General features: G+C 67.9%; 11 protein-coding genes and 1 tRNA gene. 6 read left to right on the plus strand and 6 right to left on the minus strand.

Annotation, left to right across the window (positions count from 1 at the left end):
• Positions 1–65: 65 nt before the first annotated feature.
• The 4 genes from WC815_18305 to WC815_18320 all read right to left on the minus strand — a co-directional run bounded on the left by WC815_18305 (position 66) and on the right by WC815_18320 (position 4,694).
• Positions 66–1,346, minus strand: coding sequence for a mechanosensitive ion channel family protein (locus tag WC815_18305; GenBank protein MFA5910737.1), 1,281 nt, complete (start codon positions 1,344–1,346; stop codon positions 66–68).
• Between the two features lie 71 nt (positions 1,347–1,417).
• On the minus strand, positions 1,418–2,620 hold the full coding sequence (locus tag WC815_18310; GenBank protein ID MFA5910738.1) for a M48 family metalloprotease: 1,203 nt from the start codon (positions 2,618–2,620) through the stop codon (positions 1,418–1,420).
• Positions 2,617–4,614, minus strand: coding sequence for an adenylate/guanylate cyclase domain-containing protein (locus tag WC815_18315; GenBank protein MFA5910739.1), 1,998 nt, complete (start codon positions 4,612–4,614; stop codon positions 2,617–2,619). The genes WC815_18310 and WC815_18315 overlap by 4 nt, the downstream gene beginning before the upstream one ends.
• Positions 4,615–4,619: 5 nt before the next feature.
• Positions 4,620–4,694: transfer RNA gene (locus WC815_18320), tRNA-Glu, on the minus strand.
• 77 nt (positions 4,695–4,771) lie between these two features.
• Between WC815_18320 and WC815_18325 the strand changes: the two genes are divergently transcribed.
• From WC815_18325 to WC815_18345, 5 genes are all read left to right on the plus strand, one after another.
• A complete protein-coding gene (locus tag WC815_18325) occupies positions 4,772–5,533 on the plus strand; it encodes a hypothetical protein (protein MFA5910740.1) in 762 nt (253 codons plus the stop codon).
• Positions 5,534–5,555: 22 nt separating this feature from the next.
• A complete protein-coding gene (gene cyoE, locus WC815_18330) occupies positions 5,556–6,491 on the plus strand; it encodes a heme o synthase (protein ID MFA5910741.1) in 936 nt (311 codons plus the stop codon).
• A gap of 163 nt (positions 6,492–6,654) precedes the next feature.
• Positions 6,655–7,551 carry an ABC transporter ATP-binding protein gene (locus WC815_18335; GenBank protein MFA5910742.1) on the plus strand — a complete coding sequence of 299 codons (897 nt, stop codon included), beginning with the start codon at positions 6,655–6,657 and terminating at the stop codon, positions 7,549–7,551.
• A gap of 70 nt (positions 7,552–7,621) precedes the next feature.
• Positions 7,622–8,377 carry an ABC transporter permease gene (locus tag WC815_18340; GenBank protein MFA5910743.1) on the plus strand — a complete coding sequence of 252 codons (756 nt, stop codon included), beginning with the start codon at positions 7,622–7,624 and terminating at the stop codon, positions 8,375–8,377.
• The gene (locus tag WC815_18345) at positions 8,374–8,787 is read left to right on the plus strand and encodes a DUF420 domain-containing protein (protein ID MFA5910744.1); all 414 of its coding nucleotides are present in this window, start codon (positions 8,374–8,376) and stop codon (positions 8,785–8,787) included. Before WC815_18340 ends, WC815_18345 begins: the two co-directional genes overlap by 4 nt.
• 23 nt (positions 8,788–8,810) lie before the next feature.
• Here WC815_18345 and WC815_18350 read toward each other — a convergent pair whose 3' ends face one another.
• Positions 8,811–9,473, minus strand: a complete 663-nt coding sequence (locus WC815_18350) for a response regulator transcription factor (protein MFA5910745.1) — start codon at positions 9,471–9,473, stop codon at positions 8,811–8,813.
• Entirely contained in the window at positions 9,470–12,403 is a 2,934-nt protein-coding gene (locus WC815_18355) for a two-component regulator propeller domain-containing protein (GenBank protein ID MFA5910746.1), read from the minus strand. The genes WC815_18350 and WC815_18355 overlap by 4 nt, the downstream gene beginning before the upstream one ends.
• Before the next feature lie 165 nt (positions 12,404–12,568).
• Between WC815_18355 and WC815_18360 the strand changes: the two genes are divergently transcribed.
• Entirely contained in the window at positions 12,569–14,479 is a 1,911-nt protein-coding gene (locus WC815_18360; GenBank protein MFA5910747.1) for an HYR domain-containing protein, read from the plus strand.
• The last annotated feature ends 16 nt before the right edge of the window (positions 14,480–14,495 follow it).

Consider the following 14,495-nt stretch of genomic DNA (forward strand, 5'->3'; position numbering starts at 1 on the left):
CTCATGGACTGTAGCCGACCAGTCGAGGCCTTTTCAAGGGCGCTGATGACGGGGTGTCAGCCGCGTCAGACGTGCAGATACTTGCGCATCCTCGCCAGGAACGTCTGCTTCGCTTCCGGCGCGATGGAGGCCGCAGCGGAGGCGCGGGCCTCGTCCAGGCCGGCGCGCCGCGCCGTGACGATACTCGAGATGTGATCGAGCAGCGCCGGATCCGCCACCGCCACCGCCCGGAAATCGGCCGCGGAAATCTCGAGCGCCCGCGTGTCGTCGACGGCGCGGACGGTGGCCGTGCGGCGGTCACCGGTCAGCATCGACATCTCGCCGAAGAACCCGCCGGCGGGAATGACCGCCACTTCCTGCCCCGACGGCTCCAGCGTGACCCGGGCGCCGCCGCTCAACAGCACGAACATCGAATCGCCGTCCGCGTCCTGGCGCACCATGGCTTCACCGGCCGCGAACAGGTGGTGCGTGGCCGCCGCGGCCAGGTGGTGACGCGCCTCAGGCGATTGGGTGCTGAACAGGTCCACCGAGGCCAGCCGCTCCGCCGCCGCCGCGACATCGGCGTCGGTGCGCACCGGCTCTTCGTCGCGCTCGTACTGGATCTGGATGGGCCATGGGATCTCGATGTTGCAGCGCCGGAACGTGTACCAGATGTTGGTCCGCACCTGGTCGCGCGCCTGCCGATCGACGCCGTAATCCTCAATCCAGAACTGGGCGAGGTAATCGATCGACGAGCCGCCGAAGGCCTTGATCATGACCTGCGGCTCCGGCGTGCGCATCACCAGCGGCGCGTTGGCGATGGCTTCGTGGATCGCGCGCTTCACCTCGTTGGGCGGCGTCGTGTAGCTCGCGCCGACCTCCACCTCCACGCGCGTCGGCACCGTCGGTTCGGAGAAATTCAGCACCAGTTCCTTGGCAATCACGCTGTTCGGCACGACCAGGAACTGACCGGCCTTGGTGCGGAGCTTGGTGGCGCGCCAGGTGATCTCGTGCACCTGGCCCTCGCGATCGTGGACCTGCACCCAGTGCCCCACCCGGAACGGCTTCTCGATCTGGATCGCCAGGCCGGCAAACAGGTTGCCGAGGGTGTCTTGCAGCGCGAAGCCGACGACCACCGCGCCGACCGCCGACGTGGTGAGCAACTGCTCGCGCAGCAGCATCGTGCCAATCGCGACAAAGAGCGCGATCACGGTGACGTCCTGCACGATGCCGGGGAAGCGATCGCCCGGCCGATCGTCGCGCCACTTGTTGGCCAGCAGCGTCACCACGGCGTTGACGATGGCCAGCACCAGGACCAGCCTGGCAATGGCCGACAGCAGTTCGACGTCGCCGAGCCCCTGGCGCACGGCGGCCTCGATCAGGACGAAGCCGATCAGCAGCCAGGCCGAAAACAGCAGCCGGCCGCGAACATAGCGGCCTACGGCAAGCCTCCCTCTTTCTTGAAGGCGGCGATGTCAGCGGCCACGAGCTTCACCGGGACGATCGTCGGGTTCGATCCGCCCTTGGAGTCCTTTTCGGGATCGACGCCTCGGGCGCCGCCGGACGCGGTCACCTGCGCCGACTTCTTCTCGCCGCCGCCGGTCGGCAGCATGCGGTTCAACCCGAACCCGCGCTTCTTCGGCTCGTCTTCCTTCTTTTCCGCTTCCTTCTTCTCGCCGGCCTTGGCGTCGCCGCCGGCCAGGCCCGCCGCGCCCGGATCAACCGTCGCAATCGCCGTCACCGGCACGGGCTTGTAGCTGATGTTCTTCGCGTAGCGCGGCTGCACGGTGGCGGTCGCCGCCAGCTTCTGCGCGGCAATCTGTTTGGTGATGCGATCGAGGCGCTCCTGCATTTCCGGATGCGACGCGAACAAGCCGCGCTTCCCGGTGGACGCCTTGTTGCGCTCCTTCAACGTGGTCAGAAAGCTGACGAGGCCGCTCGGCGCGTAGCCGGTCTTGTTGGCCAGCGCCACGCCCTTCTCGTCCGACTCGTTCTCCTCCGCCCGGCCGAAGCCGCGCTCGACGATGTTGTCGTAGGTGGCGGTGACCGCGCGCTCCATGAGCGCGGATGAGCCCGAGAGCGTTTCCGCCGCGCCCATCTGCACCGCCTTGCTCTTCTGGATGGCGCGAATGGTGTGCTTTTCGGTGACGTGGATGATCTCGTGGCCCAGCACGCCGGCCAGCTCCGCTTCGTTCTTGATCAGGGCGAGCGCGCCGCGCGTGATGTGCACGTAGCCGCCCGGCGCGGCAAACGCGTTGACGCCGTCGGTGTCGAGCACGACAAAGGTCCACGGCAGCGCCGGGCGCGTGCTGCCCTGCGCCAGCGCCGTGCCGACCAGCGCGACGTAGCGGTGCACGCCGGCGTCCTGGGCGACGCCGTAGCGGGTGCGGATGCGCTCGCTGACGGCGGCGCCGAGCTCCTGCTCCTCCGCGTCCGTCATCTGCAGGTCGCGGACGTCGTTCGCCTTCTTGGCGATGGTTAGGCCCTTGCCGATCTGGCCGAGCTGGTCCCGTGCTCCGCCTTCGCCTCGGCCTTCGGCCTCGGCTACGGCGCGACTCGGGCCGCTGCCACTCGAGCGGCCCTCGGCCAGTCCGGTATACATGCAGGTCAAGGCCAGTCCGAACACCGCGGTACGCATCATGATGTTTTGACCTCAAAAATCGCGACGGGTTTGCTTTTGCCTTTTACGATCACGTCGCCGAGGGGATGAATATCATAACTTCCTTTGAGCCGGGTCCGGGTGGCGTCGCTGATGATGATCCGGGTGCCGTAATCCTTGTTCAGCGACTCGAGCCGGGCCCCCAGGTTCACCGCGTCGCCAATCACCGTGTAGCTCATGATCGTGTCTGAGCCGATGTTGCCGGCCACCATGTCGCCGGTATTGATGCCGATGCCGATGTCGAGGGCGGCCCGCCCCTGGCTCTGCCACTGCCGGTTGAGTTGGTCGAGGGCCGTGATCATGGCCAGCGCCGCCGCCACGGCGTGCTCGGCGTGGTCCGGGTCGTCGAGCGGCGCCCCGAACAGCGCCATCACCATGTCGCCCACGAACTTGTCCACCGTGCCGTGGTGGTCGAACACCACCGCGACCATCCGCGTGAAGTACTCGTTGAGCTGCTTCACCACGTCTTCGGGGGTGCCCTTCTCCGACAACGCGGTAAACCCGCGTACGTCGGAGAACAGCACCGTCATGTTGCGCCGCGCGCCGCCCAGCGCCGCCAGCGACGGGTCGGCCACCAGCTGGTCGTAGACGTCCTTGGACACGTAGCGCGAGAACAGCTTCTTGACCTGGCGCTTCTCCCGGCCTTCGACGACGTATTTCCAGGCGAGATCGCCGACAAACGCGAGGATGACGGCGACCGCGGGCACCGTGACCGGAACCCAGATGCCGCCGCCGAACTGCCAGACGGAGAACCACGCCAGCGCCGCGACGATGGCCGCCAAGGCCGTGCCGGTAATCCAGGCGCTGGCGCTGAAGCCGACCACGGCGACAAGCATGGCGAGGCCCACCGTCAGCGCCACACCAACCCACGGCACCGCCGGCGCGGTCGATCGTCCGCTCAGCATTCCGTCGATGACGCTGGCGTGAATCTCGGGCCCCGACATCTTGCCTTCGCCAAACGGAGTGTTGAATACGTCGTGCAGGCCCTGGGCGGTGGCGCCCACCAGCACGATGCGATCCTTGAACAGGGCGGGATCGATCTGCGGCTTCTGGCCTTCGAGGATCTGCTGCTGCGAGTAGAAGAGGTCGTAGAACGAGAACGCGGTGAAGGACGGCTGCCCGGCGGCATCCTGTGTCGGGCCGCGGTATGGCACGAGCGCGCGACAGGCGACCAGCCGCTGCCGTTCGTAGCCGGCAACCTGTTCATTCACCAGGGGCGATCGCGAATCCCCAAGGGCCAGCCGTCCGGCGTCGACGCCAACGTCCGGCGCCGCGAGACCACGCGCGATGGCCACGGCCGCGAGAGGCAACGACGGGACGGCGCGCTCGCCGACGCGAATCATCGGCGGGGTCCGGCGCATGGGACCATCGCTGTCGAGGACGAACAGGGTGTGGCCGATCCCGCGAGCGGCCGCCGCCAGCGCCGGGAACGGCGGCGTCAGCATGGGCCGCCGCTCCACGCAGTCGTCGATGCGATAGGGTTGATTCAACGACGCCGCCGACAGGTCCACGGCCAGCGCACGCGAGGGATCGAGCAGTTCCTCGCTGGCCGCCGCGGCGGCGTGCACGACCATCGCGGCCTTCCTGGTGGATTCCACCAGCGCGGCATCGGATTCCTCACCGGTCCACTCGGCGGCGCCGACCATGAAGCGGCGCTGATCGCGCTCGGCAAACAGGACGTCGTAAACGATCACCCTGGCGCCGGCGGCGGCGAGGTAGTCGATCAGCGTTGCGTGCACGAGCCTTGGCCACGGCCAGCGGCCCACAATCGGCTCCATGCGCCCGATGCTGTCGTCGCCGATCTCCACGATCGCGATGGCCGGTGCCGGACCCGCGGCGCGGGCGGTGGCCCGCACACGGAGGTCGTAGGTGCTGAGTTCGATGTCGCGAACGAAGGGGAGAAGGCCGAGCGCGCCCGCGAGAATCGCGGCAGAGAGGCCGATGCCGAAAAACGAGAGTCGTTTTCGCGTCTGCATCGGTGTGGTACCGCTACGGGGATTCGAACCCCGGTGTCCAGACTGAGAATCTGGCGTCCTGACCCCTAGACGATAGCGGCACTAGGGACTACGAACCTCTAATGATAGTGACCCACGGGCCACAGGGTCAAGCGCCCGCGGGTGAGATAATGGCTGGATGCCGTTCGGACGCCTCATTCTGTGCCTCGGATTGCTCGCCGGATCGCTGGCGTGCGGCACTGCCCCGCCGGCCCAGCCGCCCGCTCCGGCGGCCCCTTCCGTCGACCCCGCCACCGCCGGATCGATCACCGCCGCCGTGGTTTTCGAGGGTGCGCCGCCGCCGGTCCAGATGATCCGGCTGGATGGCGACCCCAGGTGCGTAACGGCGAACGGCGCCGGCGAGCGGCCCAACGAGCTGATCGTGCTGGGCGCCGGGCAGGCGCTGCAGAACGTCTTCATCTACGTCAAGGACGGCATGACCGGCCACACCTTCCCCATCCCGGCCGAGCCGGTCATGCTCGACCAGGACAAATGCCGCTACTCGCCGCGCGTGCTGGGCGTGCGCGTGGGCCAGCCGCTGACCATTCGCAACAGCGATCCGCTGTTGCACAACGTGCGGGCCGAGGGCAAGATCAACCAGTCCTTCAACATGTCCACGCCGGTCGAGGGCGTCAGCTTCAATCGCACCTTCGCCACCCGCGAGGTGATGGTCGCGATTCGGTGCGACGTGCACGCCTGGATGAGCGCCTACGTCGGCGTGCTCGAGCATCCGTACTTCGGCACCACCGGCGCCGACGGCCGCGTCGTGCTCAACAACCTGCCGCCGGGCACCTACACGATCGAGGCCTGGCACGAGACGCTCGGCGTGAAGACGCAACAGGTGACGGTCGGCGCGAAAGAATCGAAGGATGTCAGTTTCACATTCGCACGCGGAGAATAGTCCGGCTAAAGCCGGACTCCACATGGCAGCCGAAGGCGGACTCCACATGGCGGCGGACGCCAGCGTCCACCTCGGCGATCAAGCCAAGACGGCGGCGCCGTCGCGGGCGGCCGACTTCGTCACGCTGACCAAGCCGCGGCTCAACTTCCTCGTCCTGCTGACGACGGCGGCGGCGTATTCGCTGGGCGCCGGTCCGGATTCGACGATCGTTGACTTCGCGCATACGCTGCTCGGCACGTTTCTCGTCGCCGGCGGCGCCTCCGCCCTCAACCAGGTGTGGGAGCGCGCGACCGACCGGCTGATGCGCCGGACGCGGATGCGCCCCATCGCCGACCGGCGGATGGGGCCGATGGTCGGCATCCTGTTCGGCCTCGCCCTGATCGCGGCCGGCACCGCGGAGCTCGCATATTTCCTCAACGTGCTTTCGGCCGGCGTGGCGTTCTTCACCGCCGCCAGCTACGTGCTGTTCTACACGCCGCTCAAGGTGCGCACCTCGCTGTCGACCATCGTCGGGGCGCTGCCGGGCGCGCTGCCCGCGGTGATCGGCTGGGCCGCGGCCACCAACACGCTGTCAATCGAGGGCTGGGTGCTGTTCGGCATCGTCTTCATGTGGCAGATGCCGCACTTCCTGGCGATTGCGTGGCTGTATCGCGACGAGTACGCGCGCGCCGGCATGCCGTTGCTGCCGGTAATCCAGCCGGACGGGCGATCGACGGGGCGCCAGGCCGTGATCTACACGGCCGCTCTCGTGCCGCTGAGCATGATGCCGACCGGCGTCGGCCTGGCCTCGTTGTGGTACATGGTCGGCGCGCTCACCCTGGGCGCCGTGCTGATGCTGCTCAGCGTCGAGTTCTCGGCCAAGCGCAACATGGACACCGCCAGACGCCTGTTCTTCGGGTCGATTCTCTACTTGCCGATCCTCTGGGCCATGCTGGTCTTCGATCACCGGGCCCATTGAACGTGAACCTGACGGGAGGGCAACACTTGTCGGGAGGACACCATCTGTCGGGAGGGCGCGACTTGTCGGAACCGTTTGAGTTGTTTGAGGCGTTTGAGTTGTCTGTGACATCTGCGGCCCTGGCATGACCTCGACGTCATCTGCGGCCTTGGAAGTAACGAATTTGCGGCACCGTTACGGTGACCGCGAGTCGTTGCGCGGGCTCGGGTTTTCGGTGAGCGCCGGCGACATGTTCGCGCTGCTCGGCCCCAACGGCGGCGGCAAGACCACGCTGTTCCGGATCATCAGCACCCTGATCAAACCCACCTCGGGCACCGTGGAGGTGTTCGGCCTCGACGTGGCGAAGCAGCCGTCGGAGGCGCGCAAGCGGCTGGGGGTCGTGTTCCAGTCGGCGGCAGTGGACCCGTGGCTCACGGTGCTCGAGAACCTTCGCCATCACGGCTACCTGTATGGCCTGTCGGGGGCGCCGCTGGCACGCGGCATCGAGCGCGCGCTGGAACGGTTCGGGCTGAGCCCGCGCGCCGGCGACCGCGTCGGCACCCTCAGCGGCGGCCTCCGCCGCCGCGTCGAGTTGGCCAAGGCGCTGTTGCCGGAGCCGCCCCTGCTCGTGCTGGACGAGCCCAGCAGCGGCCTCGACCCCACCGCCCGCCGCGAGTTACTGCAAGAGTTGCGGCGCCTGCGCGAAGATGCCGGCACGACCATCGTGCTGACCACGCACATGATCGAGGAAGCGGCGGTGTCGGACCGCGTCGGCATTCTTCACGAAGGACAGCTGGTGGCGATCGGCGCGCCCGCCGACCTGGTGGACGCCATCGGCGCCGACGTGCTGACGATCGACCCCGTCGGTTCCGCGGATGCCCTCAAGCCGAAGCTCGAGCAGACGTTCGGCATCGACTTCACGGTGGTCGGCGCGACGTTGCGCATCGAGCGGCGCCGGGCGCACGAGTTCGTGCCGACGCTGGTCGAGGCGTTCGGCCCGGACATCGCCAGCGTGTCGGTGGGCAAGCCGACGCTGGAAGACGTGTTCGTGCACCACACCGGAACGAGGCTGTCTTCATGATCACGGCACGCGGCGGAACTAAAGTTCCGCCCTCCTGGCGACAGAGACCTGAAATTCCGCCCTTCTGGCGATGAGCATGATACTGGCCACTTATTCGCTGTGGCGGCGCGACGTGATCCGCTTCCTGCGGCAGCCGAGCCGCGTCGTCGGGGCGCTGCTGACTCCGGTGATCTTCTGGTTCGTGATCGGATCGGGCCTGGGCTCGTCGTTCCAGGCCGGCACGGCCGAGGGCGGCTTCCTGCCGTACTACTTTCCAGGCTCACTGGCGTTGATCGTGCTGTTCACCGCGATCTTCTCGACCATCTCGATCATCGAGGATCGGCAGGAAGGCTTCCTCCAGGGTGTGCTGGCGTCGCCGGCGCCGCGCGCGGCGATCGTGCTCGGCAAGGCGCTGGGCAGCACGACGCTGGCGGTGCTCAACGGCCTGGTCTTCCTGCTGCTGTTGCCGTTCTCGGGGCTGACGCCGAGCGCGGGCGACGTGGTGGCGGCGATTGCCTGCGTGGCGCTGCTGGGGCTGGCGCTCAGCGGGCTGGGCATCATGATCGCGTGGCCGTTGCGATCCACCCAGGGCTTCCACGCCATCATGAACGTGGCGCTGGTGCCGATGTGGCTGCTGTCGGGCGCGCTGTTCCCGGCGACCGGCGCGTCGGGCTGGGTGCAGGTGCTGATGCGCCTCAACCCGCTGACGCCGGCGGTGGAGATCCTGCGGGCGTTTCTCACCGGCGTGCCTGCCGCCAACCTCGCGTCCGCCGCGGGCACCGTCGCGGTGTTCGCGCTCGTCACCCTGTCGATCAGCACGCTGCTGGTGAGCCGCCCATCCCAATGACCGTCACCGACCTGCCCGCACTCAACGCCACGCTGAACGCGATTTCGTTCGTCCTGCTGACGACCGGCTACATCCTGATCCGGCGCGGCCACCGTCAGGCACACAAGCGCTGCATGATCGCCGCGCTCGTGATGTCGGCGGCGTTCCTGACGTCGTACGTGGTGTATCACCTGCAGGTGGGCTCGGTGCCGTTCCAGCGGACCGGGTGGATCCGGACGGTGTACTTCCTCGTCCTGATTCCCCACGTCATCCTGGCCGTCGCCATCGTCCCGATGGTTGTCATCACCGTGTCGAGAGCGCTGTCGAGCCGCTTCGACAAGCACAAGCAGATCGCGCGATGGACGCTGCCGCTGTGGCTTTATGTCTCGGTAACGGGCGTCGTCGTCTACTTGATGCTCTATCGGATGTAACCGCCGCTGCACGCCGGCCTGCGTCACGACAGTTCGGATCGATGGGCGATGGCGAAGGTGATGAGCGCGTTGACGCCGCGCAGCTTCAGCTTGTCGCCGATGTTCGCGCGATGGTGCTCCACCGTTCGCGGGCTGATGAACAGAACCTCGCCAATCTCGCGGCTGGTCTTGCCCTGGGCCACCAGCGCGAGCACCTGGCGCTCGGCCGGCGTGAGGTCCGCGAGGCCCGGTGTCGCGGTCTCCAGCGCGTCAGCCCTCTGCCGGCGCGCCAGCAGCAGCGCCGACAGTTGCGGGCTGACGTAGCGCTGGCCGTCCCGCACCTGGCGGACACACTCAAGGATCTGGCTGGCGGCGGCATCCTTCAGCAGGTAGCCGTCCAGCCCCGAGTCGAGCGCCTTGTTCACGAGTCCCGCGTCCTTGTGCGCCGTCAGCAGCACCGCCTTCACCGGCAACCGCAACTGCTGCACCGCCAGCGCCACCTCGATGCCGTCCTTGCCGGGCATCTCCAGGTCGAGCACGGCCACGTCCGGCAGGGTCTCCTGGATGCGGGTGAGCGCGACGTCACCGTTTTCGGCCTCCGCGACCACGGTCACGCCGGGCGCCGCGTCGAGCACCAGGCGCAGGCCCATGCGGAACACCGGGTGGTCGTCGGCCAGCAGCACGCGAACTGCCGCCTTGCCGCTCATCGCGACGCTCCGCCGATGGGCAGATCAATCGCCACCGTGGTCCCCTTGCCGGCGGTCGATTCGACGTGGAGCCGGCCGCCGATCATCCCGACCCGCTCCGATATGCCGAACAATCCGAATCCACCGCCGCTGCCGCGCCGCGACGCGGTCGGCGACGCCTCGAACCCGTGGCCGTCATCCTGGATGCGAACGCGAACCGCGACGGCATCGGACGCAATCGTCACGGAGGCCGCGCGCGCGCCCGAGTGCTTTACCACGTTGCTGATGGCCTCCTGGATGATGCGGAACAGGGTCAGTTCCGCCTCCTGACCCAGTTGCCCCTGGAGCCCCGAGACGTCGCACGCGAACTGGATTGACGATGATGCCGACACGGTGCCCACCATGTCGGCCACCGCCTGGGCCAGGCCCAGGCGATCGAGCTGGTACGGCGTGAGGTCGTGCACGATGTCGCGCACTTCACTCAGGGCTTGCGACGCGGCGTCGTCGATCTCGCGCAAGCGTTGCCCCGCGGCCTGGTCGGCCGAGGCGGCCGCCTGCCCGATCTGCGTCCAGTTCTTGATCACAAGCAGGCTCTGCTGCAGGCCGTCGTGAAGGCCGGCGGCAATGCGCTTGCGCTCGGCCTCCTGCGAGTCGATCAGCTGACGCGAGAACGCCTGCTGCAGATCCTGTTCGCGCCGGAGCAGCTTCATGCGCCAGGTGTGCACCGCGAACCCGATCGCGGCGGCGCCGATCAGCAGCACGGTGAAGAACCACCGGGTCCGGTAGAACGGCGGCACCACGACCACGGCGAGCCGCGCGCCCTCGGTGTTCCACACGCCGTCGCGGTTGGCGGCAATCACGCGGAACTCGAAGTTGCCGTAGGGCAGCTGCGCATACCGGGCCGTGCGCTCGCCGCCGGCGTCAATCCAGTCTTCGTCGAGGCCTTCCATCTTGAAGCGAAACCGCGACTGCTCGGGACGCACGAACGTGAGGGCCGCAAAGTGCAGTTCGAGCGCGGTCGGTCCCGAGCGAATCTCGATGCGATCCCGCGCGGCCACCGGCTCGTTGGCGACAATCGACTGCGTGATCACCACGGGCGGCGGCTGGGTGTTGACCGGGATGGTCCCGGGATCGATGACCACCACACCCTGCTGCGTCGGAAACCAGATGCGGCCATCCCGGGTCGAGACACCAGCCGGCTGGGTGCCGCCGTTGCATTCCGAGTGCAGCATCCCGTCGCGCGTGCCATAGGCCACCGAAGTGACGCGACGAGTCTTGCCGGCGGCAAAGTCGTCGAGCTCCCGCCGCGACACGCGATAGACGCCGACGTTGGAGGTCATCCAGAAACGCTGCTGCGCGTCCTCGACGATCTGGAAGGCGCCGGTCGCAAACAGGCCGTCGCGTGTGGTGATGCGGCTGAAGCGGCCATCGCGAAACCGCAGGAGCCCGCTGTCGTAGGTGCCAAACCACAACGTGCCGTCGGCGTCCTGGTGAATGGCGCGGACGATCGGCTGGCCGGCGATGCCGTCGCGCTCGCCGAACTTCGTGAACACGCCGTCACGGTAGCGGGCCACGCCCGAGTCGGTGCCAATCCACAGGGCGCCGTCGCGATCTTCGAAGAGCACCTGCACTTCGCCGCCGGGGTAGCCGGTGACGACGGGAGTGAACACGCCGTCGCGGTAGCGCGCGAGGCCTTCCCGCCCCCCGAACCACACCTCGGAACCCCGGCCCTGGTAGATGGCACGCGTTACGATCCCGACGGGACTCGGCAACGCGGCCACCCGCCCGTTCTTGATGAGCCGGATGCCGCCGTCCCAGACGCCCAGCCAGAGCGCGCCGCCGCGGTCTTCCAGGATCGACGTGACGTTCTGCCGCACCACGCCGTAGGCGGCGGCCATCGCCTCGAAGCGGCCGTCGCGATAGCGCGTGAGCCCGGCCCAACCGCCAATCCAGATGTCGCCGCGCCGATCCTCGTAGACGACGTAGGTGTTGTTGGTCTCGAGCCCGTCGGCAGCTGAATATGACGTGAGCGGGCGGGCGGTCAACCGCGCCAGCCCGCCATCCGTGGGCGCCCAGTGCGTGCCCTCGCGATCCTGGAACACCATCTCCACGTTCGGTCCGGGAAGGCCGTCGGCGGTAGTCAGGTGCATGAAGCGCTGGCCGTCGTAGCGCAGCAGCCCGGCATTGCTGCGAAACCCGAACCAGACGTGGCCCTCGCGGTCCTCCGACCACGCGATCGTGCCGAACCTCGGGATGCCGTCCCTGGCGGTGTAGCGAACCAGCCGCCCGTCGCACACGCACGCGAGCTGGCGGGTGCGATCGCCGTCCACGACCTTCAGCTGCAGCCACAGCCGGCCGGCACGGTCCTCGTAGGCGCTCACCGGGTCGATGTCGAGCGACAACGTGCGCGTGATCCGCCCGCCCTCGAACCGGTGAATGCCGTTGCCATCGCGAAACCAGATCGCGCCCGCCATCGAGCGCCCGAGGATGGTGCGGCCGCGGTCGCCGCGGCTGGGCAGGGAGGTCTCGGGCGCGAACCCGCCGCGTTCCCACTTCACCGCGCCCCGCCTCGTGTCCACGATCAGCGTGCCGTCTGGCTGCTCGAACACCGCGCCCACTTCGTTGTCGGGCAGGCCGTCGGCGGTGGAATACGAGGCGAACCGGCCGCCGGCAAACCGGGTGATGCCCAGGCCCTCGGTCGTGATCCACAACGCGCCGTCCCGGCTCTCGTAGAGCGAGATCAGCCGCCCGGTGCGCAGCCCCGGCGTGTTCTCGGTGTTGTAGGTCTTCAAGTTGGCGCCGTCGAAACGGACCAGGCCGCCGTAGGTGGTCATCCACAGAAAACCGTCGCGGGTCTGGAGGACGGATGTGACCGAATTGGTTGGCAGGCCGTTGTCGGTGGTCCAGCGGTCGATTCGATACTGCGCGGCGGCAGGCGTGGCGGCGGCCAAGCAGACCGCCGCTGACAGCCAGCACGCGAGGGGTCTTGGGGGGGACGGAAGCCATCGCATCGGATGGGGCAAGTCTACCCATCCCGAAATCAGTAGATCTACCTATTCCGTAATGCCGGCGGCTTCGACATCCTGTGTGTCTCTTCCAATCTCAGAGGTGCCGGAATGAAACGCGTTGTCTCGCGACTCCTGTTTGCCGCCTTCACCAGCGCGATCGGCCTGGTCGATCCCGTCCAATCGCAGGCACAGGGGGCTGATACCTACTCTCTCCCCATCATCGTGCGCGACGTGGTCGCCGGCGCCCAGGCGCCGCCGGCCGGAACGCCCGCGCACCCCGACTTCGAGTGGCCACCGACGGGCGTGGTGACTGGCGAGGTGCTGCCCACCCTCGTCGTCAACCCGCAGACCTACCTGGGAGCCATCAGGCCTTCGCCCGCCGCCACAACGTTCGGCGCGGGGACGTTCGAGACCTGGTTCGCGAACACGCTCTATAACGCCTCGGTTGTCGGGAGTGCACCGCTGTTCCACGTGTCCACCGAGCAGATCACGATGACACACCTGGCGTCAGGGGTGTACCAGTTCAAGGACACGACGTTCGACCCGCTGAACGGCCGCGGTTTCGGCAACTATCCGGGCGTCGATCGGAACTACCACTTCACGGTGGAGGCCCACCCGAAATTCATCTACCACGCGACCGCTGGCTATCAGCCGATGCTGAGAGCGTGTTCGGACGATTCAATGTGGATCTTCATCAACGGCACGCTGGTCGTGGATTTGGGCGGCGTGCGCAACGTCGCGTGCGGCCAGGTGGATGTGGCCAGCCTGGGGCTTCAGGATTCGCAGGCCTACTCGCTCGACATCTTCTATGCCGACCGGACCACAAGCACGTCGCATTTCGAGTTGACCACCAACCTGCCGCTCTACATGCCGTGGATCGACAGCACGCCTCCGGCGGCGGGCGTCAGCACCGTCACGCTCGAGGCGGTCGGACCGTCTGGCGCCGACGTGCAGGAGGCCACGCTGGGCGCCCTCGATGGCACCGGCGGACCTGCCACACAGCAGGTCCCCACGATGTGTCTCGAGCCCTTCGGCGCCTACCCGGTCGGCACCCACCAGTTTCACTGCACCGCGGCGGATGCGTGGGGCAATCAAACCTCCTTCGTGTCGGAGGTCACCGTGCGCGACACTCACGCGCCCGCGGTGGCAGGCGCGGACAACATCAGCGTCGAAGCCGGCGGCGTCGCGACCAGCGTGACGTGGACCGATCCCGTTGCGACCGACAGCGTCGATGCCGATGTCGCGGTGACCTGTTCGCCAGCGAGCGGCTCGGCCTTCGCGGTGGGTGCGACGACGGTTTCGTGCAGTGCGGTTGACGCCGCCGGCAATCGCGGCAGCACGAGCTTCTCCGTGACCGTCGTCGATTCGACACCGCCGGTCGTGACGCCGCCGGCCGACCTCACTGCCACTGCCACGGACGCCACCGGGATGGTGATCACCTGGCCGGCGGTCACGGCCGCGGACCTCGTTGACGGCAATCTGATCGCGGCGTGCGCGCCCGCGAGCGGTTCGCTGTTCCAGATTGGCGTGACCACGGTCACCTGCGCGGCCACCGACGCCCACGGCAACATCAGTCAAGTGGCGTTCCGTGTGACGGTAGTCGAGCCACCACCACCGCCGCCCTCGACGACGGATACGGATCACGACGGCGTCGATGACAACACCGACCCCTTCGACCAGTCGGACCTGGCGCCCTTTGTCCGCGTGGGCTCATGCACCACGCGGGTGGCCAATCGGCTGCTGCCGACCGGTGCGACGTTCAACGACCTGATCGCAGCTGCCCTGGCCGGAGCGCGCCATCACGGTGGCGGCGTCAGCGCGGTGGCCAAATTGGCCAGGGCCTGGGAACGGGCGCGGCTCATCACCGGGCGCGAACACGGCCTGATCACGTCTTGCGCGGGCCGGGATGACGACCGCCACCACGACCATCGTGATGGCGACACGTGCGATCACGAGCGTGGCAGAAACGGCCACAAGAAAGGCGACGGCTGCGACCACGAGCGGCGCGGCAAAAAGTGAGGCTCCTGCGCGGTGC

This window comes from Vicinamibacterales bacterium (genome assembly GCA_041659285.1).
Lineage (GTDB): Bacteria > Acidobacteriota > Vicinamibacteria > Vicinamibacterales > UBA2999 > 12-FULL-67-14b.

Coding starts and splice junctions, on each gene's coding strand:
- cyoE (MFA5910741.1), top strand. CDS start 5,556: ATGGCAGCCGAAGGCGGACTCCACATGGCGGCGGACGCCAGCGTCCAC.
- WC815_18345 (MFA5910744.1), top strand. CDS start 8,374: ATGACCGTCACCGACCTGCCCGCACTCAACGCCACGCTGAACGCGATT.
- WC815_18315 (MFA5910739.1), bottom strand. CDS start 4,614: ATGCAGACGCGAAAACGACTCTCGTTTTTCGGCATCGGCCTCTCTGCC.
- WC815_18310 (MFA5910738.1), bottom strand. CDS start 2,620: ATGATGCGTACCGCGGTGTTCGGACTGGCCTTGACCTGCATGTATACC.
- WC815_18340 (MFA5910743.1), top strand. CDS start 7,622: ATGAGCATGATACTGGCCACTTATTCGCTGTGGCGGCGCGACGTGATC.
- WC815_18325 (MFA5910740.1), top strand. CDS start 4,772: ATGCCGTTCGGACGCCTCATTCTGTGCCTCGGATTGCTCGCCGGATCG.
- WC815_18350 (MFA5910745.1), bottom strand. CDS start 9,473: ATGAGCGGCAAGGCGGCAGTTCGCGTGCTGCTGGCCGACGACCACCCG.
- WC815_18360 (MFA5910747.1), top strand. CDS start 12,569: ATGAAACGCGTTGTCTCGCGACTCCTGTTTGCCGCCTTCACCAGCGCG.